The sequence below is a fragment of the Thermobifida alba genome, from assembly GCF_023208015.1.
Lineage (GTDB): Bacteria > Actinomycetota > Actinomycetes > Streptosporangiales > Streptosporangiaceae > Thermobifida > Thermobifida alba.
Genome location: NZ_CP051627.1, coordinates 954,773 through 978,121 on the forward strand (window position 1 = coordinate 954,773; position 23,349 = coordinate 978,121).

Consider the following 23,349-nt stretch of genomic DNA (forward strand, 5'->3'; position numbering starts at 1 on the left):
GGCGCTCAGAGCCCCTCGGCCACTCGCCCCTGCACAGGCCGGCGGTGTCGGGGCAGGGTGGACAGGTGCGGGCCGACCTGGCGCACCAGCCGGTTGATCTCGTAGGCGACCAGTCCGACGTCGCAGGAGGAGGCGGCGACCAGCGCCAGGCAGGCGCCGTGCCCGGCGGACAGCACGAACAGGAAGACGTTGTCCATCTCCACCACGGTCTGGCGGACCTCGGCCGCGCCCAGCTGCTTGCCGGCGCCCCGAGCCAGGCTGGAGAAGCCCGAGGCGATGGCGCTGATCCGTTCGGCGCGCTCCTGGTCCATGCCGCTGGAGGCCGACAGCAGCAGTCCGTCCGCGGACAGCAGTACGGCCTCGCGGGCTCCCTCGGTCCGGGAGACCAGGTCGGTCAGCAGCCAGTCCAGTTCGGAGGAGGTGGAACGGTGGGTGGTCGTCTGCTCAGTCATCGTGTCTCCGTGGTGGGGTGATCGGTGTTGCCTTCGGCGCGTCCGGTCCGGGTGCCCCGTTGGAAGGCGCTCATCATCTGCCGGATCTCCTCCAGTGACCGGTCGGTGCTGACCGGGCGGGAGATGGACGGTGCGGGTGCCGGTGGTGTCGGTTGGGGGCGTCGCTGGGAGCGCCTGCGGCGCGGCAGGCCCTTGTAGGTGTCGGACTCCGCGGAGCGCGGGGCGGCGGGCAGCGCGGTGGCACCGGTGGCGCTGGTGGCCGGGGCCGCCGGCGCGGACTCGGCGGGGGCGGAGGGGGCCGTCACGGGAGGTGCCTCCAGTTCTGCGGGGGCGGGGCGCGCGGGTTCGAGGGGGACCGCGGGCGGGGTGACGGGGGTGGTGTCGATCGTCTCGGGCGGGAACACGATGATCGCCTGGGTCCCGTTGTAGGGGGAGGGGCGCAGGGTCACCTTCAGGTTGTGCCGCTGGGCGATGGTGGCGACCACGATCAGACCCAGTTGGGAGTCCTCGCGCATGTCGGCGAGGTTGAAACGGCGGGAGGAGCCGCCGAGCAGCTCGTTGGCCTCGGCGTAGCCCTCGGGGAGCATGCCCAGGCCCCGGTCCTCGACCTCCAGGGCGTAGCTGCCGTGGGGCAGGGCCTCGCCGCGCACCGTCACCGTGGTGTTGGGCGGGGAGAAGGAGGCGGCGTTCTCCAGCAGTTCCGCCAGCAGCCGCACGCTGTCGGAGGCGACGGAGCCCTTGAGCTGCACCGCGGGCATCGGCAGCAGTTTGACCCGGGAGTAGTCCTCGATCTCGCTGGAGGCGGCACGTGCCGCCTGGGCCAGGGAGAGCGGCTCGCCGGGCTTGCGGGACGGCCGGTCGTCGGTGAGCAGCATCAGGTTCTCGGCGTTGCGCCGCATCTGGGTGCTCAGGTGGTCGATCCGGAACAGCGACTCCAGCACCTTCGGGTCGGTCTCGGACTGCTCCAGGGAGTCCAGCAGGCTGAGCTGGCGGTGCACCAGGGTCTGGGCGCGCCGCGCGATGTTGCGGAAGATGTTGCGCACGCCCTCGCGCAGCTTCGCCTCCTGGGTCGCCGAGGTCACGGCCGCGCGCTGCGCGGTGTTGAACGCCTCGGTGACCTGGCCGATCTCGTCGTTGACGTCGACGGGGATCAGCGGGGCGTCGGTGTCGACGTCCACCTTCTCCCCGGCGCGCAGCCGGGCGGTGATCTCGGGCAGGCGGCGGTTGGCGTAGTCCAGGGTGGCCTCGCGCAGCGTGCCGAGCCGCCGGTTGAGCCAGGCGACGGCCCGGGAGCTGAACAGCACGGAGGCCACGACCACGGCCAGGGTCGCGACGCTGAACAGGGCGAGGAGGGCGGTGAGCTGCAGGGCCTCGGAGCGGCTCTCCTCGGCGAGGGCGGCGATGCGCTTGTCCGTCAGCTCCCTGAAGGACTGGTCCAGCGTCTCCCGGGCGGACTGCCACAGCTCGATGTCGATGGGGGGCTCGTCGGAGGCGGCCCCGGAGCGGATGGCCTCGTTCTCCAGCGACTGCACGGTGCGGAACTGGGCGCTTCCGATGACCTCGTCGTAGTCGGCCCGGACGGGTCCGGTGAGTTCGGGGGCGATCTGGGAGTACAGGTAGCGCTGGGCGCCGACCGCGGTCGCGAAGTCGATGTGGTCGGCGGTGGTGAAGACGCCGGAGATGCTGGAGTAGGCCAGCATCCCGTCCTCCTGGGAGAGCAGCTCCTCGGCCCGGATGAGGGAGGTGAGGCTGCGCATCCGGTGGGTCCGCTCGCTGTCGACCAGCTTCTCCTGGAGGTCCCACAGTTGCAGGCCGGCCTCGATCGCCTCGTTGTAGGTGGAGACGGCGCCCTCCCGGGCGGGCGTGGAGGTGTCGAGGACGTCGCGGTGCATCGGGAGCACCTCCAGGGTGCTGAGGAAGCGCTCGATGCGGTCGCGGGTCTGCTCCGGGAAGCTGTTCAGGCCGGCCTCCTCGATCCCGGCGCGGAAGTCGGAGACGGCCGCGTCGGTGGCCGCGCGGTCCTCCCGCAGTTCCGGGGTGAGGGAGCGGCCGCCGGCCGAGGTCCCCGCGTGGGCGAGGTACTCCATCGTGGACTGGCGTTCCGCCTGCAGTGCGGAGATGACCTCCAGGGAGGGGATGCCCGCCTCCTCGATGAACGCGGTGCTCCGGTGCAGGGAGAGCAGGCTGCTCACCGGCGTGACGAGGGTGCCGACCCAGAGGATCAGCAGGGCACTGCTCGGGATGAGGGCCAGCGCGAGGAGACGCGAACGGATGGTGCCGCGCTGTTCTGCGGACAGGAGGCGCAGCCAGCGGAGGGGACGGCGCTGCTCTTTGGTCATGGACTCGCTCTGAGTGCGGATGGGGGGGATGGCTGTGCGGAGGACAGACGGGATGCGGCCCGTGTGCCCGAAACGGAAGGTCCGTCTGAGAGTTCAGAGCTAACCGTTATTGGCGGAATAAAGCAAGCCCATTTTGAGACGCAGGGCACTACGTTGGGTGATCTGTGTCACTAAAATCTCCGATGGTTTGGCGTATTGTCGCGCAAAATACAACTGCCCGCCATCTTCTCGCCAGACTTACCGCCAAATCGTCACCAAGCCGTGCCTGTTGCCGCGCCGTTCCGGGAAGCAGCGGCGACCGCGACCACGCCGTACGGGGGCGGCGTGGTCGCGGTCGCCGGAGCGGCGGCCCCGGCGGCGGCGCGTGCCCGTGGCCGCCGCCGGGGGGTCAGGGGTCCCTGCGGTGCAGCACCCACAGGGCCGCGCCCAGGCTGAGCGCCAGCCAGCAGACGACCACCGCGAACGCCGCCCAGGGGTCCATGTGGACCGGCGCCTGCGGCTGGTTGACCCCCGTGACGTTGTCCCAGGCGCTGGCCGGCAGGTAGCGCAGCACGTGCTCCTGGACGGACGGGGGCAGCAGGCCGCCGAACATGGGGGGCAGCAGCATCAGCGAGAGGGAGGCGGTGATCGCCCCCGCGGTGCCGCGCAGCAGGAACCCCAGGCCCAGCGTCAGCAGTGGGAAGACGGGGAAGGTCGCGCCCAGCAGCAGCGTGGTGCGCAGGCGGTCGGCGTCGCCCAGGCCGACCGTGGGCATGCCGAAGGAGTCCAGGACCGCCTGGGCGGCCAGGAAGGCGGCGAAGGCGGTCACCAGTCCCACGGCCAGGCTGACGGCGGACAGCACCGCGGTCTTGGCCGCCAGCACCCGCCAGCGGCGCGGGTGGAGGGTGAGGGTGAGCCTGATCCGGTCCGGGTACTCCCCGGCCGAGACCTGGGCGGCGAGCACGACGAGCGCGATCACCCCGAAGACCGGCCCGAGGTAGGCCAGTATCGCGGCCTGGTCGGCCGGGTCGGCCCCGGGAGGCAGGGCCTCGGGACCGGCCGCGCCGGCGCCCAGGGAGACCAGCGCGCTCAGGCCGACGCCGATGAGCGGCGCCAGGGCCACGCACACGTAGGTGGAGCGCAGCGAGAAGAGCTTGGTCCACTCCGTCAGGACCGCCGCTCCCAGGCCGGGGGAGACGACGCGCGGGGTGGTGGTGCGCGCGGTGGTGGTCGTGGTCATGCCGGGCTCCCTTCGGGGACGGGGGTGGTGCCGGAGCGGTGCTGCACGCTCGCGGCGGTCAGCTCCATGAAGGCCTCCTCCAGGCTGGCGCGCCGGGGGGTGAGCTCCCGCAGCGCGATGCGGCGGCGCAGGGCGACCTCTCCGACGCGCGCCGCGTCCAGCCCGCCCACCAGCAGCGCACCGTCGTCGGCGGTGCGGACCGCGGCGCCCTCCGCGGCGAGCGCCGCGGCGAGGACGGCGGGATCGGCCGCGGCGACCCGCACGTCACCGGAGCCGCGCGCGGTCAGTTCGGCCACGCCCACGTCGGCGATCAGCCGTCCGCGGCCGATGACGAGCACGTGGTCGGCGGTGGCCTGCATCTCGCTCATCAGGTGGCTGGAGACCAGCACGGTGCGGCCCTCGGCGGCCAGGTCCCGCAGCAGGCCGCGGATCCACCGGATGCCCTCGGGGTCCAGGCCGTTGACGGGCTCGTCGAACAGCAGCACCCCCGGGTCGCCCAGCAGTGCGGCGGCGATGCCCAGGCGCTGGCGCATGCCGAGGGAGAAGCCGCCGACGCGGCGGTGGGCGGCGGAGGCCAGTCCGACCAGGTCGAGGACCTCCTCGACGCGGCGGCGGGGCAGGCCGGCGCCGCGGGCCAGCCACAGCAGGTGGGCGCGGGCGGTGCGGCCCGGGTGGGCCGCACCGGGGTCGAGGAGCGCGCCAACCTCGCGGGTCGGTGCGGGCAGGTCGCGGTAGCGGCGGCCGTTGACCGTGGCCGTTCCGGCGGTGGGGGTGTCCAGGCCGAGGATCATCCGCATGGTCGTGCTCTTCCCGGCGCCGTTGGGGCCGAGGAAGCCGGTGACCACGCCGGGGTGGACGTCGAAGTCGAGGCGGTCCACGGCGGTGGTGGCGCCGTAGCGCTTGGTGAGTCCGCGTACTCGGATCATCGCGGTCGTCCCTTCTCTCCGGGGCTAGAAAAAGTGATATCACAATGCTAGTCTCAAGTCATCAGGTTGACAGCGAAAGGAAACAGAGATGAACCGAGAAGCCCTCTCCTCGGTGGAGATGCCCGAGCCCCAGGTACGGGAGCACACCACCGACGGCCTGGCGGGACTGCCGATGCTCCTCCTCGTGCTGGCGCTGCTGCTGGCCGGGGCCGCCATGGGTGGCTGGGGGGTCTACACGGGCGTCACCGGCACCATGGACGCCGCGGCGGTGGCGCTGCTCGCCACGGGATCACTGGTCCTGCTGGTCGGGCTCTTCCTCGCCTGCGGACTGACGATCGTCGCCCCCAACGAGGCGCGGGTCCTGCAGTTCTTCGGCCGCTACATCGGCACCGTCCGCACCGACGGACTGCGCTGGGTCAACCCGCTCAGCACCCGCAAGCCCGTCTCCACCCGCATCCGCAACCACGAGACCGCCGTCATGAAGGTCAACGACGCGGGCGGCAGCCCCATCGAGATCGCCGCCGTCGTGGTCTGGCAGGTCCAGGACACCGCCCGCGCCGTCTTCGAGGTCGACGACTTCGTCCAGTTCGTCAGCACCCAGACCGAGGCGGCCGTCCGGCACATCGCCAACAACTACCCCTACGACAACCACGACGACACCGACCGGCTGTCCCTGCGCGACAACGCCGACGAGATCACCGAGAAGCTCTCCACCGAGATCGCCGAACGCGTGGAGTCCGCGGGCGTGCGCATCATCGAGTCGCGGCTGACCCACCTGGCCTACGCCCCCGAGATCGCCCAGGCCATGCTGCAGCGCCAGCAGGCGGGCGCGATCATCGCCGCGCGCCAGCGTATCGTCGAAGGCGCGGTGGGCATGGTGGACCTGGCGCTCAGCCGCCTGGCCGAGCAGGACGTGGTGGAACTGGACGAGGAACGCAAGGCCGCGATGGTGAGCAACCTGCTGGTCGTGCTGTGCGCCGACCGCGCCACCCAGCCGGTCATCAACACGGGAACGCTCTACTCATAAGGTTGGTCCGGTGGCAAGTGAGCGCAAGAAGATCCTGCTCCGGCTCGACCCGGCGGTATACGACGCGCTCGCCAGATGGGCCGGTGACGAGCTGCGCAGCACCAACGCGCAGATCGAGTTCCTGCTGCGTCGGGCGCTGACCGACGCGGGCCGCATGCCCAGGCAGGCCAAGGCCATCCCCCGACGGGGCCGCCCCCGCAAGAAGGACGCCCCCGCAACGCCGCCCCCCGACGACCCCAGCCCCTGACCCCGGCGACCGCGACGAGGCCCCGCCCGGCCACCTGCCCGGCGGGGCCCGCGGCGTGCCCGGATCAGTCGGCCGACGGCCAGGCCGCCTCGTCGCGCAGCCGCCGCTTCAGCAGCTTCCCCGCGGCGTTGCGGGGCAGCTCGTCGACGGTGAAGGCGATCCGGGAGGGGATCTTGAAGGCCGCCAGCCGGCCCGCCAGGAAGGAACGCAGCTCCCCGGCGTCCGGCGGCGCCTGGGCGGCCACCCGCACCACCGCGCCGACCTCCTCGCCCAGCTCCTCGTGGGCCAGGCCCAGCACGGCCGCGTCCAGCACCGCCGGGTGTTCCAGCAGCGCGGCCTCCACCTCGGCGCAGTACACGTTCTCGCCGCCGCGCAGGATCATGTCCTTGGCGCGGTCCACGACGTAGAGGAACCCCGCGTCGTCCACCCGCCCCAGGTCGCCGGTGCGCAGCCAGCCGTCGACGAAGGTCGCGGCGGTCTCCTCGGGACGGTTCCAGTACCCGTGCACCACGCCCGGGCCGCTGATCCAGATCTCCCCGACCCGGCCGGGCGGCTGGTCCGCACCGTCCGCGCCCACGATCCGCACGTCCACCACCGGCACGGGCAGGCCGACGCTGTCGGGGCGGGCCAGGTAGTCGGGACCGTAGCTGACCGAGGCCGTCGCCGAGCACTCGGTCAGCCCGTACCCGGCGCCCAGCAGCGTCGCCTCCGGCCGCAGGCCGCCCCGCAGGGCCCGCTCCACCAGGGCGGGGGCGGCGGGCGCGCCCCCGCTGCCCAGCGACACCAGGCTGGACAGGTCGCGTTCGGCGAAGCTCGGCGCGGCGAACAGCTGGGCCAGCATCGTGGGGACGCCGGTCATCCCGCTGACGCGTTCGCGCTCGATCGTCTCCAGCGCCGCCTCGGCGTCCCACCGGCGCAGCAACACCAGGGTGCCCCCGGCCGACAGGGTGGGCAGCATGACCGTCTGCGCTCCGGTGACGTGGAACAGCGGCAACACGCACAGCACCTTCGCGGGGGCCGCCTCGAAGGTGAGCGCGAGCGCCTCGGCGACGTCCGCTCCCATCCGCAGCAGGGTGCGGGCCTTCATGAAGGCCATGGACAGCACGTTGCTGACCATGTTGCGGTGCGACCCCAGCGCGCCCCTGGGCCTGCCGGTGGTCCCCGAGGTGTAGAAGAGCGTGGCGGGATCGTCGGGGGCCAGGGCCACCTCGGGCGGCACGGCATCGGGGGCCACCTCGCCGAGCACCTCCGCCCAGGCCCGCGCCCCACGGGGCAGCGGGCCCGCACAGCGGACCGCGATCACCGCCAGGTCCAGCCGCTCCAGCGCCGCGCCGAGCCGCTCCAGCCGCTCGGAGTCGGCGACGAGCAGGCGCGCCCCGCTGTCGCGCAGCACGAACTCCAGTTCCGGGGCGCTCAGCCAGGCGTTGACCGGCACCACGATCGCGCCGACGCTCACGGCCGCGAAGAACGCGGTCACCCACTCGGGGTAGTTGCGCATCGCCAGGGCCACCCGGTCGCCCCTGGCCACGCCGTAGTCCTCGACGAGACGGCGGGCCAGGGTCGCGGCGCGGCGGAAGTGCTCGGTGTGGGAGATCCGCTCGCCCTCGAAGACGAGCGCCTCCCGGTCGCCGTGCTCCAGGCTGGCCTCCAGCACGGCGCGCAGGTGGGGGCTGGAGCCGGCCCAGACCCGGACGGGGACGCCGCCCACCTCGACCTGGGCCATCTCGAAGCGGGAACCCGAACACAGCAGGGGGACGGTGGCCGCGTTCAGCGACCGGAGGGCGGACGGGGAGGCGGAAGACGGGGAAGGGACGGCGTTCATGGCTGCTCCGGATCTGTCGGGACGGTCAGGGGCCGGTCACGCCGGGTTGTCGTGATGTCTATCACAGGGATTCCGGGGGCGCAGTCGGTGAAATCACCGTTTTTCGGGGGTGCGGCTCCGCTGTGCGCCCGCTCCGCTCCGCAGCGTGCCGAAAGCGCTGGAGAAAACGGGCGCGATCCCGGGAGCGCCAGGGGCCAAAGTCCCGAAAACAGTCGAGAGAAGTCCGTTTGAAAAAAAGGTGTCCGCCCGTGGGGAGCAACCCTGTGTCAACCCCTTCGAAAACGGCGGTTTACAGTGTCCCTGAACGGCGTCCTGGCAGGTGACGAATGACTTCCGGGACTTTCTACGTCATTTTTTCAAGAGGATGAGGAATGGTTCACGGGAAATTCTGAATTCCACGCGGCACCCCGGGGCCTGAGGGGCCGCGGAGAAAAGGTTTCTGGACGACCGGAGAACAGGAGAGAAGCGTTATGGCCATCATGGCGACCCGTGAACTGCCCCGCCCCGACGCCCGGACCGTCACGACGGTCCGGGCCCTCTGCGCGGACCTGCTGGACCAGCCGGAGGTACTGGCCGAGCGCTTCTACCACCACCTGTTCCGACTGCTGCCGAGCAGCCGCGACCTGTTCCCGTCCGACATGGGCAGCCAGCACGTCCGGATGGCCCGGGTCCTCGTCGAGGTCGTCCACCACCTGGACGAACCCGACAAAACCTGGGACAACCTGCGTAGACTCGGTGGGTACCACTACGTCCGGTGGGGACTCGGCCCGGAGGAGTACCGCTGCGTCGGCCACGCCCTCATCGAGGCGGCCCGCGACGTCTCCCTGGAGTGGGCGCCCTCGGTGGGCTCGGCGTGGGTCACGGTCTACGAGTGGATCGCCTCGGCCATGCTCGCCGGAGCGGCCGAGGCCGCCCGGGGGCCCGGGCAGCCGCGCACCGGGGACGGAGCCCCCGGCGGCAGGCATGCCGGTCCGCATCCGGGTGAGGAGAGTGGTAAACCTACAGTGGCTTCTTGATTGAGCGGTCTTCTCCGCGCCCACCCCGGAAGGCGGGCGCGGATGTCCCTGATCCCCGGTGTCTTCCGCGCCCCACGGGGCGCGGCGGCTGACCGTGCTGAGCGAGGGGGGGATCGCGCACGGTAAGGGGCCGTTGTGAGCGCGGGGGTGAGACGCCGAGGCAGTCGGCCGGTCCCGTGCGTCTGTTCAGCGACGAGGAGCCGCAATGACCCAGAACACCATCGAGGAACAGGTCTACTTCGCCGACCTGGGACTCCGTCCGGAACTGCTCGACGCGCTCGCCGACCTCGGCTACGAGGAGCCCACGGCGATCCAGCGGGAGACCATCCCCTCCCTGATGGAGGGCCGTGACCTGCTCGGCCAGGCCGCCACCGGAACCGGCAAGACCGCCGCCTTCTCCCTGCCGATCCTGCAGCGGCTGCCCGACGGCGAACGGGGGGACCACCCGTCGGCGCTGGTGCTGGTCCCCACCCGCGAGCTGGCCCTGCAGGTGTCGGAGGCGCTGCACCGCTACGGCCGCAACATCGGCGCGCGGGTGCTCCCGATCTACGGCGGCCAGCCCATCGGACGGCAGCTGCGGGCGCTGGAGCGCGGCGTCGACGTCGTCGTCGCCACCCCGGGACGCGCCCTGGACCACATCGGCCGCGGCACGCTCGTCCTGGACGACGTGCGCATGGTCGTCCTCGACGAGGCCGACGAGATGCTCGACATGGGATTCGCCGAGGACATCGAGGCGATCGTCGAGCAGGTCCCCGAGGAGCGCCAGATGGTGCTGTTCTCGGCGACCATGCCCGAGCGCATCGACGGCATCGCCCGCCGCCACCTGGACGACCCGGTCAGGGTGCGCATCGCCCGCGAGGCCCCCGCCCCCGGCGAGGCGCCGAAGGTCCGGCAGAACGCCTACGTCGTGGCCCGCCCGTACAAGCCCGCCGCGCTGGGACGCGTACTGGACGTCGAGTCGCCCACCGCGGCCCTGGTCTTCTGCCGCACCCGCGAAGAGGTCGACCAGCTCACCGAGACCCTCAACGCCCGCGGCTACCGGGCCGAGGCGCTGCACGGCGGCATGAGCCAGGAACAGCGCGACCGCGTCATGGCACGGCTGCGCAGCGGCACCGCCGACCTGCTCGTGGCCACCGACGTGGCCGCCCGCGGGCTCGACGTCGAGCACCTGACCCACGTGGTCAACTACAACGTGCCCTCGGCCACCGAGACCTACGTGCACCGCATCGGCCGGGTGGGGCGGGCCGGCCGCGAAGGGGTGGCGATCACCCTGGTGGAGCCGCGCGAGCACCGCATGCTCAAGACCATCCGGCGGGAGACCAACGGCCAGATCAGCGTCGAGAAGCTGCCGACCGTCGCCGACCTGCACGCCCGGCGCATGGAGCTGACCCGCGCCGCGCTGTACGAGATCCTCGCCGAGGACGACGCCGTCCTCGACCCCTTCCGCGTCGTGGTGGAGCCGCTCGCCGAGGAGTTCGACATCATGGAGATCGCGCTGGCCGCGGTGAAACTGGCGCACGAGGCCAGCGGCGCCGTCAGCGAGGAGGAGGAGATTCCCGAGCCGGTGATCCGCGCCGACCGCGGGGAGCGCCTGGGGCGGGGACGGCGCAGCGGGCCGGGCCGCGGGGAGCGGCGCGGCCGGGGCCCCTCGGACGGCATGACCCGTCTGTTCGTCGGCATCGGCCGCAACGCCCGGGTCCGCCCCCAGGACCTGGTGGGCGCGATCGCGGGGGAGACCGAACTGAGCGGGCGCGACATCGGCGCGATCGAGATCGCCGACCGCTTCTCCCTGGTGGAGGTGCCCGAGTCCACCGCCGACGGGGTGATCGCCGCGCTGAAGAACAGCACCATCAAGGGCCGCCGCACCGTGGTGCGCCGGGAACGCTTCTGAGCCGTCCGCCGGCGGCGCCCCGCTGCTGCCACCGCGGTGGCAGCAGCGGGGCGGGTGCGGCGGAGCCGTGACGCCTCGGGCTCCCGGCCCGCCGTCCGCTCCGCTGCCGCGCACCCGCCGGTGGCCGGGGCGCCGTCCGGGGCTGCGTCGGATGCGGACGGGGACCCGCGGAACCGGGCTCAGTAGTCGGCCAGGGCGAGCTCCGTGAAGAGGACGTAGCCGTACAACGCGAAGAGCACGATGCCGAGGAGGACTTCGAGACCGAAGACGACCCAGGAGATGACGGCCAGCACCCGCGACGCCTGCGGATGGCTCTGGTGGATCCCCAGGGCGATGCCCGCCAGGGCCGCGCCGACCAGCGCGAACAAGCCCAGGAAGCAGAGGGCGAACAGGTTGCACACCAGCGAGATCAACGGGCTGGTCATGCTGGCCGGGGGCGGTCGGTGCGGGGCCCCGAACGGGGGAGGACCACCGTGCGGCGGGGGCGGTGGCGGGACCCCCCATCCTCCGCTACCGCCGTGAGGCGGCCCCTGGTAGCCCCCGTGGGAGGGATGGCCCGGGTAACCCATGATTCTGTTCTCCTCGGCAGACGTCGCTCCCGCGGGGCAGGCGGACAGACATGGCACAGCACGGACCGCGGGGGCGGTTCTCGGGAATTCTCGTGCGGAAAATCCGGCGGTCGTGCGCAAAGGGAGTTTCCGGCACCGTCGGATTGTGCCACGAGTTGCCTCCGACGGTGGTGACGGAAGCGAAATCCTCGTAAACTTTCGTCAGAAACCGGAACGGCGGAAAAGACGACTGCCGAAGCCTTCCCTCCGGGCCGCCGACCGCGGCCGTCGGCGCGGCCCCGGAAACGGTGTGCGGTGCCGGGCAACGCCCCCCAGACCGGGACGGCGGGACCGGACGGCCGGCCCGGGACTCCGCCGCCCGCGTCAGGTTCCGTCGGAGGGGGATTCGTCGGCTCTTCGACGGCGGAGGCACTGGAACGGCAGGCCCCCGTAGTCGACGCCACCGAGAAATCCGCCGAGGAGCCGAACCGCGACCATGCCCACCACAACCCCCCGCATCCACGACTCCGTCCGGCGTTTCCTGACCTGGGTCGGTGTGGGGATGCTGACGGTGGGCGCACTGGTCGGCCTGTTCGCGCCCCCGGTCTTCGGCCACGGCGGCGAAGGCCCCGGCCTGCTGCCGGTGATCCGCGTCTTCTTCTGGGCGCTGGCCGGCCTGTGCGGCTGGCTGACGCTGCTGCAACTGCTGGAGCGGGTCCCCGAGGAGCAGCAGCGGGAGACCTCCCGCAAACCGGTCCTGCTGGGGTGGATCCTCGCGGCGGGCGCGGCGGGCATGGCCGTGCTGGAGACGCCGCTGTGGCTGCTCGGCGCCGCCGTCCCCGACCGCGGCAGCACCCCCTGGGCGGTCCTGGGCTGGGCCGGGCTGGTGGCCATGACCGGCGGCGCGGTCCTGGTGGCGGTGTGCGGACGCAACCACCGGCCCCGGTGGACCGGCGCGCCCCTGGCCGGACTGGCCTGCGGCACGGCCACGGTCCTGCTGATCGCCACGGCGGCGTGGGTGGCCGCGGCCGAGGCCCTGGTGTCGCACGCCACCGCCGCGGCGGCCGCGCCCCGGCCGCTGCCCTCCACGGTCGACCGGGTCGCCTGGACGTGGCGCCCCCCGGAGGGGGCGCGCACCCACCGGGTGCTGGCCACGGTCACCGGCGCGGTGGTCGACGTCGGCGACGGGGTGGTCGCCCTGGACCCCGTCACCGGGGAGGAGACCTGGCACTACCGCAGGCTCGGCACGGAGGTGGACGTCAACGTCACCCCCGACGGCAGGACCGTCGCGCTCGCCTTCACCGTCCACGACCACCGGGGGGACTGGGAGGCGCTGCTCACCCTGGACGCCGCCACCGGCCGGCTCCGCGGCGACACCCCGCTGCGCCTGGACGGGGACCCCGGCCGGGAACGCGGGATCGGATGGCTGGGCGGCGGAGCGCCCGTCGACCTGCTCACCGCCGACGCACGGCTCCTGGTGGAACAGTACGGCAGCGACTGGCGGCTCACGGCACGCGCCCTGGACACCGACGCCCCCCTGTGGACCGCCCCGCTGGACCCCCGCTGCCTGATCGACCGCCGCCCCCGCACCTGGATCCGCACCTTCCCCGACGCGGTGGTGGTCTCCCAGGACTGCCACGAGGACCTGGACGGCACCAGCCGCTTCGGAGCCCGGTGGGAGAGCAGCGTCCTCAACACGGAGACGGAGCTGCGCGGAGGAGTGAGCCGCCTGACCGCCTTCGACGCGGCCACCGGGACGCAGCTGTGGCGCACCGAACACCCCGGGGAAGGGCCCGTGGGGCCCAACCCGGAGATCAGCTACCACAGCACCGGCCACCGCTCCCACCTCCACCCGGTCACCTCCGACGGCTCGGTGGTCGCCGTGGAGAAATGGGGCTCCGACATCCGCTACCTGGTGGTGGACCGGGAGACCGGCGAGGTGCTGACCGACGACCTCGACCTCACCGAGCACGGCCACAGCGCCCACTTCACCGCGGACTCGGTCTCGGTGGTGCGCATCGACGAGGAACGCGGGGGAACGCTGGTGCACGAACGGCGCACCCTGGACGGCCGACTGGAACGGAGCGCCGCCAGCGGCGCCCCGTTCCCGCACGTGCTCGCCGGAACCGAGTGGGTGGACCTGGCCGACGCGGCCGTCATGGTGCACCTCAGCGAGGACGCCGCCACCGGAGGCGGCTACGACGTCGGTGTGACGCCGTGGGACGACACGGCCGAACCGTTCACCCTGAAACTCGACGGCATGGTCCCGACCAGCGGGATCTCCCAGGTGCGCCTGCTGCCCGTGCCGGGCGCGCTCGTCGTCTTCGAGGACATCGCCGACTCCCTCACCGGGGAACGGGAGCGACCGGTCTTCGGACTGCGCTGAACCGGGGGCGGCCCCGGCCGGGAGGCCCCGCCCGGAGCGGGACCGGGCCGCCGCGGGACCGGGAAATAACCCGCCCGGCGCCGCTGTTGTAGACCAGACGTGCCGGGAGCCCCCTCCCGGCACCTGTTCTGTCCCCATGACGAAAGGGCCCGCACCGCCATGGCAGTCCCGCTCTCCATTCTCGACCTCGCGCACATCGGCACGGGGGAAACGGCAGGCGACAGCCTGGAGGCCAGCGTCACCCTGGCCCAGCACGCCGAGGAGTGGGGATACCGGCGGATCTGGTACGCCGAGCACCACAACATGCCCACCATCGCCTCGTCGGCGACGAGTGTGCTCATCGCCCACGTCGCCGCGCACACCAGCCGCATCCGCCTGGGGGCCGGCGGTGTCATGCTGCCCAACCACGCGCCGCTGACCATCGCCGAGCAGTACGGCACCCTGGAGACCCTCCACCCCGGACGCATCGACCTGGGACTGGGGCGGGCGCCCGGCAGCGACCAGAAGACCATGTGGGCGCTGCGCCGCGACGCCGCCTCCGCCGACCGGTTCCCCCAGGACGTGCTGGAACTGCAGGGCTACCTCACCGGAGAGTCCCGGGTCCCCGGGGTCGACGCCACCCCCGGCAAGGGCACCAACGTACCGCTGTACATCCTCGGCTCCTCGCTGTTCGGCGCCCGCCTCGCCGCCGCGCTCGGCCTGCCCTACTCCTTCGCCTCCCACTTCGCGCCCGACGCGCTGCGCGAGGCCGTCGCCCTGTACCGGCGCGAGTTCCAACCCTCCGAGCAGTTGGCCGAGCCGTACGTCATCGCCGGGGTCAACGCCATCGTGGCCGAGGACACCGAGACCGCGCAGCAGTTGTTCACCGAGGTCAAACGCGCCCGGGTGAGCCTGTTCCTGGGGCGGGGCCGCACCTTCACCCCCGAGGAGGCCGACGCGGTCCTGCAGGCCCCCGCCGGACGGCAGATCCTCACCATGGTCAAGTACACCGCCGTCGGAAACCCGGCCGAGGCGCGCGACTACCTCACCTGGTTCGCCGAGCACGCCCAGGCCGACGAGTTGATTGTCGCCTCCTCCGTCACCGACCGCAAGGCGTGGCTGCGCTCCTACGAACTGCTCGCCGACGCCTGGGGGCTCGCCGCGGCCTGAGCCGCGCCCCGAGGCGGCAGCCCGGCGGGGCGGGGTGCGCCCGCAGGAACTCCGCCTCCAGGGCGCGCACCACGCGGCCCGGGCCGCAACGGGGCCGGGGAGGCAGCCGGGACAGCACCTCCGCCAGGACGTCGCGGGCACAGCAGACGTCGTCGCTTCGACACTCCGGGCAGGGACACTCCGCCGGCGTCGGGTAGCGCAGGTGCGGCCCCGGAGGATTCAGCAGGAACTCCCAGTAGCGGCGCAGCGCCCGCGCGGTGGCGCCGGGGTGGAGAAAGACGCCGGGGACGAGGGGAACACGGTCGTCGGTGAGTTCCACGCGGCGGATCGCCGGGCAGGTGCCCAGCCGCAGGCCGGGAATGTGCACCGGCGGCGGGAGGAAACGGGGCTCGGGGCGCGCCCGGGCGGCGCGCAGTCCGGCGGGCCGGTTACGCGGCACCGCCCGTTCCGTGGGAAGCAGCCATGACGCGATGGCGTCACGGAACGGGCAGTGCCGCATCCGTGCCGCACGGGGCGGCCCCGAACCGCACCGGACGCGAGCGCGGTGGAAAGCGGACACCGGCACGAGACCGGCCGTGCGGTGTCGCCGGGCGGCCCCGGGGACGGGGGACGCCATTCTGCTCCGTCATTTCCACGGGGGCGAGCAGAAGGTGACCGAATGTGGCCAGAAGCGACGCCTGGGACCCGGGAGAAAATGGAGACCTGCAGTTTTGTCGCCTCGGAAGACGGTGTCCGGAATCAACCTCCCGTCATCCCACGGTTTTCCGTGAAAACGGTGGGGAAGGAGGGCGGTATGAATTCACCTCCCATCCCCTCCTCGCCGGTTTCGGAGAGTTCCACACGGCCGCGAGGGGTGATCCCCATGGCCGTGCTCGCGTTCCTCTGGGCGATGAGTGCCAGTTCCGCCCTGGCCGACACCGCGTCGCTGCTGCTCGCTCTCGGCGGGTCGATGCTGGCCACCTTCACCGTCGTGGTGGTCGCGACCCGGACGGGATTCTCCGCACCCCCGAACACGCCGATGACGGGAAGACAGAAGGGCGCCTTCGCCTCCGTCGGACTGAGCCTGCTGGTCGTGGGGGTCGCCGCCGGAGGGGCCCTGGTCGTCCTCGACAGGCCGGAACTGATCCCCGGGAGCGTCTGCGTGGTCGTCGGCCTCCACGTCCTCCTGCTCACCGCGGTCTTCCGGAGAGCGCTGTACCTGTGGACCGGGGTGCTGCTGTGTGCGACCGGCGCGGCGGGAATCGCGGCGACCCTGATGGGGGACGCCGAACTGGCGCGGATCGGGGTCGGCTTCACCGCCGCCGTCGTGCTGTGGCTGGCGGCGCTGCTCGCCTCCTTCGCACCGAGGAGGGAGACGGGCAGCGATTCCTGACGCGGGGCGCAGGTCGGCCGGTTAGGTCCGGCCCGGGCGGATAGCGGTGTCGGGGGGTCCGGCGTCACGCACAGCCCCGACCGTGCGCGGGCTGCGTCGGTCCCGGAAGGAGAGAGCACCGTGAGCGTTACGGGACAGATGCTGGAGACCTATCCCGAGAGCCTGGGCGGAGTCGACCGGGAGAAACTGCGGGCGTGCATCGAGGCGTGCTTCGAGTGCGCCCAGGCGTGCACGGCGTGCGCGGACGCCTGTCTCAGCGAGGACACGGTCGCTGAGCTCACCAAGTGCATCCGCACCAACCTGGACTGCGCCGACCTCTGCGCCACCACCGGCCAGGTGCTGTCGCGGCACACCGGCTACGACGCCAACCTGACCCGCGCGGTCCTGGAGGCGTGCGCGCAGGCCTGCAAGGCGTGCGGTGACGAGTGCGCTCGCCACGCCGGACACCACGAGCACTGCCGGGTGTGCGCCGAGGCGTGCCGCCGCTGCGAGATGGTCTGCCGGGAGTTGATCGCCTCCCTGTGACCCCGGAGCGCCGTGCGGCCCCGCTGCTTCCGGCAGCGGGGCCGCACGGCGCCGGCCGTGTCCGGGCCCGCCGCGCGGCGGCGTCCGCCTGGGGGACCACACCGCCGGACCGCGTGCCCGGACCGGACAGGACGGTGACGAAGCGGATCCGGGGGGTCACAGCCACCGCATAGGGTGCGCCGTACGACACGTCTCGGACACGACCGCTACTGCACGGAGATCACCGACCAGACGGGGCAGCTGCGCGCGACGCTGCACGGGGCCGACTGGTCCGCCGCGGTCCCCACCTGTCCCGGCTGGACACTGCTCGACCTGGTCCGGCACGTCGGCGGCAACCTCCACGCGGTGGGGGCGGCCGTGCGGAACACGGTCGGACCGCTCCGGGACGGCCGCGCCGACGACGCGGCCGGACCCGGAACCGACGCCCCGGCCGTGCTGGACGCCTGGCTCGCCCGCCAGGCCGAGGAGTGCGCCGACGCGCTGCGCGAGGCCGGCCCCGACCTCGACGTCGCGGTCTGGACGATCCCCGGAACCGCCCTGTCGTGGGCCCGCCGTGCCACGCACGACCTGGTGGTGCACCGGGCGGACGCGGCCGCCGCGGTGGACGCCGACTACACCGTCGCCCCGGAGGTCGCCGCCGACACGGTCACCGAACTACTGGAACTGTTCGGCGCTCCGGGGGCGGTGGCGTTCCCCGGGGACGGGGGCCGCACCATCGGGCTGCACGCTGCCGACCCCGCGGGACGGGGACGGGCCGAGTGGCTGGTGGAGGTCGGCGAGCAGGGCCTCAGCTGGCGGTTCGGCCGCGGACGGGCGGACGTCACGGTGCGCGGCGCGCTCACCGACGTACTGCGGCTCTGCCACCGCAGACTGCCCGTCGACAGCGGCCGGGTCGAGGTGCGAGGCGACGCCGCCCTGCTGGACCGCTGGCTGGAGCAGGTCGCCCTGAGGTGAGCGCGGGGGCACGTCACCGCTGCCCCGAGGAGCGGGGGCCGCGTCCCGGGAGCGGTGCGCGGCCAGCCGGAACAGGAGCAGCGCCGAGGCCCCGGCGGCGACCACCGGAAGCGTTGCCGGGGCGCCGACGTCGAGGAGGAGACCGCCGACCGTTCCGCCGCAGGCCGCACCGAGGCCGCTGCCGGAGGTGGGCAACGCCAGCGCCTGGGTGGCGGCCGGCCCCGCCAGCAGGTGCAGCCGTGCCTGGACGGCGGGGGAGTTCCAGAACACCGCCCCGCCCCAGACCATCACCAGCGGGTACAGCACCGCCACGGGAACCGGCCGCACCTGCCACAGACCGGTCAGGGCCACCATGACCGCGAGGACCGCGCCCACTCCCACGGCGAGGGCGCGGTCCGTACTCCCCGTCGGCAGCAGGGCCGCGGCCACCGATTCCAGGGACCGGCGGCGCTCACCGACCGTCGTGGGCGGGGCCGGTGCCTCCTCGGCCCGCGGCCGGCGCTCCATCCGCCGACCGACCTCGTCGGCGGCGGCCCGCAGCAGCTCGCCGTGGCTGCCGAAGTGGTGCCGCACGGAACCGATGTTGAGCCCGGACTCCGCGGCGGCCTTCCGCAGTGACGCCTCGGCCACCCTGCCCCGCACCGCGAGCGTGAACACCGCGTCGACGCTCCGTGCCCGCACGTTGCGCAGTCGAGTCCTCCGGTCGCGGAACGCGACTGTCACACCGGTGATGGAGGGGGTCACGGGGCACCGCCCCGGAGCGGACCGGCCGCGGTCGACGGACCCGGGCACCGGGACCCCGCCCGGTCGGAAACCGGCCGTCCACCGCGCGGCGGACGACCGGCCCCGTGGCAGGACTTCTCCTCCGGGCGGCACCCGTCCTAGGCGGCGGGCCGTTCGGCGGCCTGCGCCGGTTCCGCCTGCGCGGGCCGGAACTGGCCGGTGGCGAACAGGACGGCGACCAGCACGAGCGGGACGATCCACCCGCTCCACCCGAGGATGGTGGAGTGGACGGTGTCGACGGTCTCCCCGGCCTGGACGAACACGAAGGAGAACCCGGCCGCGGCGTTGAACGAGCCGTGCGCGAGCGCGGCCGGCCACACCGAGGCGGACCGCAGCCGCAGCCAGCCGAACACCATGCCGACGACGACGCACATGCCGACCATCGCCAGCAGGCCCAGCCAGCGCGGGGCGTCGGGGTAGTTGTAGCCGAGCAGGATCAGCGGCGCGTGCCACAGCCCCCAGATGACACCGCTGACCAGGAGGGCGGGGACGGCGCCGAAACGGTACAGGCGCGGCAGCAGCCAGCCGCGCCAGCCCAGCTCCTCGCCGAGCGCGGGAAGGAGGTTGAGGAACGCGCCGGTGGCCACGCCCATGAGCTGCAGCACGAACAGCAGGCCGAGCGGGGGCTGCGGGATCTCGTCCCCCAGAGCCTCCCACTGGCTGTCGAGCTGCTCCTGGAACCCGGACAGGTGTACGAAGTCCGCCGGGTACACGCCGAGCAGAGCGCCGACGGGCAGCGCCGCGAGGATCAGGACGACCGGGACGACCATGGCCAGGGCGAGGTAGCCGATCAGGCGTCCGGCCGGCCCCAGAGGCCACAGGCCCAACGCTCGCGCTCGGTGCTCGGGGCGCTCCACGAAGAAGACGACCACGAGCGCGGCGATCGCGGGGGTGGCCATCATGGCCAGCGACAGGGGCAGGAAGAGCGGGCTGTCGAGACCGTCGCCCAGCCACAGCGGCGCTGCGAACAGCCACGACAGCCCGAAAGCGAGCAGCAGGAACACGGTCAGGGACAGGGGGGTGCGGTCGGAGGACATACTCACTCTCCGGTTGTCGGGTCCGTCGGTCGACGCCGCCGCTCCCGCCGCGAGGCGTAAGGAGGCGGCGGGGCATGCGCGCCGTGGGAGGAGGGGCGGGGGACGTGGGGGAGGACGGCCGGGTCCGAGGTCCGGCGGCCCGCCGGAGTCCGGCCCCGCCCCGGGGCGGCACCGGTGCGGTGCTTCCCGGCGCCGCCCCCCCGTGCGGCCGGTCCCCGGGGGAGCGGCCGCACGGGAGGACACCGGAACCGCCGGTGCGGGAAATGTCGAAAACAGCATGGTCCGACTATAGGAGGAATCCGACTGTCGAGATATGTCGGGAGTGGGGGCGTCCGTGCCGACGCGCGTCAGACGTCCCGTGCCGGTCCGTGCCCGACGGCGACAGGGACGGGGGCCGCACCGCCCACTCGCCGCCGGACACGGCGAAGGGGACACGCCCGTCGGGGGACGGCCGGCGCCGACCGTCCGGAACCGGGGCGGTGCGGCGATCATGCCGTACCGGCCGATGGCCGGCCGCTCCAGCCCGGAGGCGGAGCACACGCTGCGGTCCCCGAAGGCGGCCGTACCCTCGGGACGCCGTAGGTGGACGCGCCGCCACGATGCACGCGGAGGCGGCCGGCGGTTCGAAGAAGACCACACGTCCGTGGCCGGGCAGCGGGAACACGGCCACGGGACCGGGAGCCACGGGAAGGCCCTCTCCCCGGCGGGGACGGCGGGGCGGCGTCCTGGCCGCGCCCCGGCCCGGTGGACGCGCCTCCCGGGCGGCCCCGGCCCTCGACCGGTCCCCCGGAAGGCGGCCGCCGTTCACCGGTCGCGGACCCACGCCCCGGCTCGTCTCCCCTGCCGCTCCCGGGGATGCGGCGCACGACCGGGACGCCTACCGCCGCAGAGGTAGGCCGTTCCCCGGGACTGCGTCGAGAAGAGTACGGCGGAAACCCGCCGTGGGACGACGCGGAAGACAGGGGTGTCTGCCCATGATGGGGGCATGACCTCAGACCAGCGGAAGCCGACCGTCCCGCTCTGGCGCAGACCCCACTGGCCGCTCGTGGCCGTCCTGGTGGCCGTCGCGCTCGTCCGGCCCCTGTTCTCCGTCGTCGGCCTGAGCGACACGCTCGGCAAGCCGGTGACGCCCATCGTCCTCACGGTGGCCGTCTCGCTGGTGTGGATCCTCGCCGCAGGCCTCGGCCGGGTGCGCCACCCCCTGCTGACGCTCCTCGCCACCGGTCTGGGGTACGCGCTGGCCTCCCTCGTGCTGAGCGCGGTCCTCTCCCCGCTGCTGACCGGGGAGCTGCAGGGCCCCCTCACCAGGCCGTTCGCGATCATCCCGCTGTTCGCCGTCAACGCCGGGTGGGGTGCCGTCTGCGGGCTCTGCGCACTGGGACTGCAGCGCCTGCGCGGAATCCGCGACTGAGGCCCCGCACCCGCCGGACCTCACAGCAGGGAGCGGGCTTCGGCGGCCAGGGCGATCCGGAGGGCGTGGTCCTCGCCGTCCAGGCTGAGGACGAGCTCGTCGACGCCCGCTTCGGCGTAGACGGCGAAACGTTCGGCGGCCTGCTCCACCCGCCGACGACCACGGTCTCGGCGACCCGCTCCGAGACGAGCCCGAAGAAGCCGCCCAGTTCGCGCAGCGGCGCCGCCCGCCGCGCCGTGGAGACGCCGTCGCCCGGCATCGCGTGGACGCCCAGGTGGATGCGCGGCGCGGGCCGCTCCCGTTCGACGGCGAGCTCGCGCAGCCGTGCCGCGACCCGCGCCACCCGGTCGGCGCTCAGGGCGGAGGGCAGCCAGGCGTCGCCGTGGACCACGGCGCGCCGCAGCACCGCCTCGGAGGGGCCTCCGCCGACGAGCACGGGCGGCATCGGCGCCGCAGGGGCCAGGTGCAGGACCGGCTGCCCGGGGACGGTGTCCAGGCGCACCGGTTCGCCCGAGACCGGGCGCGGCAGGGAGGGACAGGGCGGCGTCGACCGCCGCGCCCCTGCCCTTCTCGGGACCGCCGACGGCCCGCCAGAACGGGGAGCCGGGAAAACCTCCGAGCCCCGTCCCCAGGCGGACCCGGTCACCGGACAGGCGCTGCAGGGGTCTGCAGGTGCGCGGCCAGCTAGACGGTCGACCGGGCGGACAGGGCCAGCACGCCGAAGTCGAGGGGGACCCGTTCGGTGGCCGCCGCTGCCGCGGCGAGCACGGCCACCGCCTCCAGGGCGGGCGTTCCGTCCCCGACGAGCACGTCGGGGACGCTCACCGCGTCGAGTTCGGCCTGTTCCACCAGACACGCGGTCCCGACCACGCCGGAGGGGCCGCGGCCGGAGGCTGAGACGGGCAGGGTGACACCAAGACCGAGGCCGCTCATGTCGGATGCCTTTCCGGGGAGAGCCGCGGAGGCTTCCGGACCGCCTCCGCGGTCGCCGCCCTGACACCTCAACCAAACGTGAGGTCAACCGGTCCCGGGACCGGTCCCGGAAACGCCGCACCGCGGCCGAGGACTGGTCGGCCCCGGGGCGCGGTCACCGGCCGGCGCCGCCGTACTCGGCCAGGAGGGCGAACCCGGGGCGGTCGACGGACCGCGCGGTGGCCGAGAGGACGACGACACCGGTGGCGGCGGTGCGGTCGATGCCGAGCCAGGAGCGGAAACCGCCGGTGCCGCCGTTGTGCCAGGTGACCGACCGGCCCTGCGCCTGGACCGTGATCCACGCGGCGCCGATGCGGGCAGCGGAGCCGAAGGAGGCGACCGGCTCCAGGGCGGCGGTGCCCGGGGCGGTGCCCGCCAGCAGCGCCCCGGTGAGGCGGGCCAGGTCGGTGACGGAGGCCCGGATGCCGCCCGCCGGTCCCAGCGCCTCGCCGGTCCAGGGTTCCACGGGCCGTCCCCGCCTGCTGGTGCCGGTGAGCGCCCCGGGACGGAGGTGGTCGGCCGACGCGGGGACGGAGCAGTGCTCCAGTCCCAGCGGGGCGGCGACGCGCCGGTGGAGGAGGTCGGCGTAGGTGGTGTCGGCGGCGCGGGCCAGGGCGTGGCCGAGCAGTTCGAACCCGAGGTTGGAGTAGCGGGGGACCGGTCTGCCCAGGCGGACGCTCCGGGCCTGGTCGAGGAGTTGTGCGAGGTTCTCGCCGTAGGGGTTGGCGCCGCGCCACCACAGGGCGACGGTGCGCCGCCACGAGTGGGCCGACGGCGCCAGGGTGGGCAGGCCGGAGCGGTGGGTGCTCAGCGAGGACAGGGTGACGGCCGCCGCGGCGGCCCCGTCCAGCGGCAGCAGTGCGCCGAGGGTGGTGTCCGGGCCGATCTCGCCGCGGGCGAGCGCGTCGGCGTACAGCAGTCCGGTGACGCCCTTGGAGATCGACCCGATCTCGAAGTCGGAGTCGGGACCGGTGCCGCGGCAGGCCACCACCGTGCCGCTGGGGCGGACCACGGCCGCCGCGGCCACCGGATGGCGGGGGCCCAGCAGTTCCTCCAGTCGGGCGGCGAGCCGGTCGTCGCCGTGGACCTCGACGGTCACGGGCGGCCTCCCCTCGGAGCGCGATGGGCGTGTCGGCCGCGGTCGGCCGTCAGGGCCGCGGGTTCGGTCGGTCGGACACGGTGCACACGCCAACCGTAGTCGACGTTTTCCCGAGATATCTGGACAGCGCCGCCGCGTCTTCCGGCCGCCTCGCGCCCGACGGAGCCTCCGGAA

The 23,349-nt window shown here is 73.5% G+C and carries 20 protein-coding genes; 10 read left to right on the plus strand and 10 right to left on the minus strand.

What is annotated here, in order from left to right:
* Positions 1–5: 5 nt before the first annotated feature.
* The 4 genes from FOF52_RS04410 to FOF52_RS04425 all read right to left on the minus strand — a co-directional run bounded on the left by FOF52_RS04410 (position 6) and on the right by FOF52_RS04425 (position 4,936).
* Positions 6–452, minus strand: a complete 447-nt coding sequence (locus FOF52_RS04410) for a roadblock/LC7 domain-containing protein (RefSeq protein WP_248592552.1) — start codon at positions 450–452, stop codon at positions 6–8.
* Entirely contained in the window at positions 449–2,791 is a 2,343-nt protein-coding gene (locus FOF52_RS04415; protein ID WP_248592553.1) for a sensor histidine kinase, read from the minus strand. The genes FOF52_RS04410 and FOF52_RS04415 overlap by 4 nt, the downstream gene beginning before the upstream one ends.
* 388 nt (positions 2,792–3,179) lie before the next feature.
* Positions 3,180–4,010, minus strand: a complete 831-nt coding sequence (locus FOF52_RS04420; protein ID WP_248592554.1) for an ABC transporter permease subunit — start codon at positions 4,008–4,010, stop codon at positions 3,180–3,182.
* On the minus strand, positions 4,007–4,936 hold the full coding sequence (locus tag FOF52_RS04425) for an ABC transporter ATP-binding protein (RefSeq protein WP_248592555.1): 930 nt from the start codon (positions 4,934–4,936) through the stop codon (positions 4,007–4,009). The genes FOF52_RS04420 and FOF52_RS04425 overlap by 4 nt, the downstream gene beginning before the upstream one ends.
* An 88-nt stretch (positions 4,937–5,024) precedes the next feature.
* On the opposite strand from FOF52_RS04425, the gene FOF52_RS04430 reads away from it, so the two are divergent.
* Entirely contained in the window at positions 5,025–5,963 is a 939-nt protein-coding gene (locus FOF52_RS04430) for an SPFH domain-containing protein (RefSeq protein WP_248592556.1), read from the plus strand.
* A 10-nt stretch (positions 5,964–5,973) separates the two neighbouring features.
* Complete coding sequence (locus FOF52_RS04435) at positions 5,974–6,210, plus strand: type II toxin-antitoxin system antitoxin (protein ID WP_248592557.1); 237 nt, start codon at positions 5,974–5,976, stop codon at positions 6,208–6,210.
* A gap of 64 nt (positions 6,211–6,274) precedes the next feature.
* Here FOF52_RS04435 and FOF52_RS04440 read toward each other — a convergent pair whose 3' ends face one another.
* Positions 6,275–8,032, minus strand: a complete 1,758-nt coding sequence (locus FOF52_RS04440; RefSeq protein WP_248592558.1) for a class I adenylate-forming enzyme family protein — start codon at positions 8,030–8,032, stop codon at positions 6,275–6,277.
* A 470-nt stretch (positions 8,033–8,502) separates the two neighbouring features.
* Here FOF52_RS04440 and FOF52_RS04445 point away from each other — a divergent pair, with 470 nt between their 5' ends.
* Positions 8,503–9,048, plus strand: coding sequence for a globin domain-containing protein (locus FOF52_RS04445; RefSeq protein ID WP_248592559.1), 546 nt, complete (start codon positions 8,503–8,505; stop codon positions 9,046–9,048).
* Positions 9,049–9,253: 205 nt separating this feature from the next.
* Positions 9,254–10,939 carry a DEAD/DEAH box helicase gene (locus FOF52_RS04450; RefSeq protein ID WP_248592560.1) on the plus strand — a complete coding sequence of 562 codons (1,686 nt, stop codon included), beginning with the start codon at positions 9,254–9,256 and terminating at the stop codon, positions 10,937–10,939.
* 179 nt (positions 10,940–11,118) lie between these two features.
* On the opposite strand, the gene FOF52_RS04455 is transcribed toward FOF52_RS04450, so the two are convergent.
* Positions 11,119–11,364 carry a hypothetical protein gene (locus tag FOF52_RS04455; RefSeq protein ID WP_248592561.1) on the minus strand — a complete coding sequence of 82 codons (246 nt, stop codon included), beginning with the start codon at positions 11,362–11,364 and terminating at the stop codon, positions 11,119–11,121.
* Between the two features lie 619 nt (positions 11,365–11,983).
* On the opposite strand from FOF52_RS04455, the gene FOF52_RS04460 reads away from it, so the two are divergent.
* The 5 genes from FOF52_RS04460 to FOF52_RS04480 all read left to right on the plus strand — a co-directional run bounded on the left by FOF52_RS04460 (position 11,984) and on the right by FOF52_RS04480 (position 17,873).
* Positions 11,984–13,873 carry an outer membrane protein assembly factor BamB family protein gene (locus FOF52_RS04460; protein ID WP_248592562.1) on the plus strand — a complete coding sequence of 630 codons (1,890 nt, stop codon included), beginning with the start codon at positions 11,984–11,986 and terminating at the stop codon, positions 13,871–13,873.
* A 159-nt stretch (positions 13,874–14,032) separates the two neighbouring features.
* Positions 14,033–15,022 (plus strand): LLM class flavin-dependent oxidoreductase, encoded by a 990-nt coding sequence (locus FOF52_RS04465; RefSeq protein WP_248592563.1) that lies wholly within the window; start codon positions 14,033–14,035, stop codon positions 15,020–15,022.
* 862 nt (positions 15,023–15,884) lie between these two features.
* A complete protein-coding gene (locus tag FOF52_RS04470; RefSeq protein ID WP_248592564.1) occupies positions 15,885–16,394 on the plus strand; it encodes a hypothetical protein in 510 nt (169 codons plus the stop codon).
* 120 nt (positions 16,395–16,514) lie between these two features.
* On the plus strand, positions 16,515–16,919 hold the full coding sequence (locus tag FOF52_RS04475; protein ID WP_248592565.1) for a four-helix bundle copper-binding protein: 405 nt from the start codon (positions 16,515–16,517) through the stop codon (positions 16,917–16,919).
* A gap of 174 nt (positions 16,920–17,093) precedes the next feature.
* Positions 17,094–17,873 carry a maleylpyruvate isomerase family mycothiol-dependent enzyme gene (locus tag FOF52_RS04480; RefSeq protein ID WP_248592566.1) on the plus strand — a complete coding sequence of 260 codons (780 nt, stop codon included), beginning with the start codon at positions 17,094–17,096 and terminating at the stop codon, positions 17,871–17,873.
* 881 nt (positions 17,874–18,754) lie between these two features.
* Here FOF52_RS04480 and FOF52_RS04485 read toward each other — a convergent pair.
* Positions 18,755–19,693 (minus strand): CPBP family intramembrane glutamic endopeptidase, encoded by a 939-nt coding sequence (locus tag FOF52_RS04485; protein WP_248593751.1) that lies wholly within the window; start codon positions 19,691–19,693, stop codon positions 18,755–18,757.
* A 985-nt stretch (positions 19,694–20,678) separates the two neighbouring features.
* Between FOF52_RS04485 and FOF52_RS04490 the strand changes: the two genes are divergently transcribed.
* Entirely contained in the window at positions 20,679–21,104 is a 426-nt protein-coding gene (locus FOF52_RS04490; protein ID WP_248592567.1) for a hypothetical protein, read from the plus strand.
* A gap of 20 nt (positions 21,105–21,124) precedes the next feature.
* On the opposite strand, the gene FOF52_RS21865 is transcribed toward FOF52_RS04490, so the two are convergent.
* From FOF52_RS21865 to FOF52_RS04500, 3 genes are all read right to left on the minus strand, one after another.
* On the minus strand, positions 21,125–21,253 hold the full coding sequence (locus FOF52_RS21865; RefSeq protein ID WP_282573854.1) for a hypothetical protein: 129 nt from the start codon (positions 21,251–21,253) through the stop codon (positions 21,125–21,127).
* Between the two features lie 535 nt (positions 21,254–21,788).
* Positions 21,789–22,037 (minus strand): hypothetical protein, encoded by a 249-nt coding sequence (locus FOF52_RS04495; RefSeq protein WP_248592568.1) that lies wholly within the window; start codon positions 22,035–22,037, stop codon positions 21,789–21,791.
* A 154-nt stretch (positions 22,038–22,191) separates the two neighbouring features.
* Positions 22,192–23,175 carry a serine hydrolase domain-containing protein gene (locus tag FOF52_RS04500; protein WP_248592569.1) on the minus strand — a complete coding sequence of 328 codons (984 nt, stop codon included), beginning with the start codon at positions 23,173–23,175 and terminating at the stop codon, positions 22,192–22,194.
* Positions 23,176–23,349: the final 174 nt, after the last annotated feature.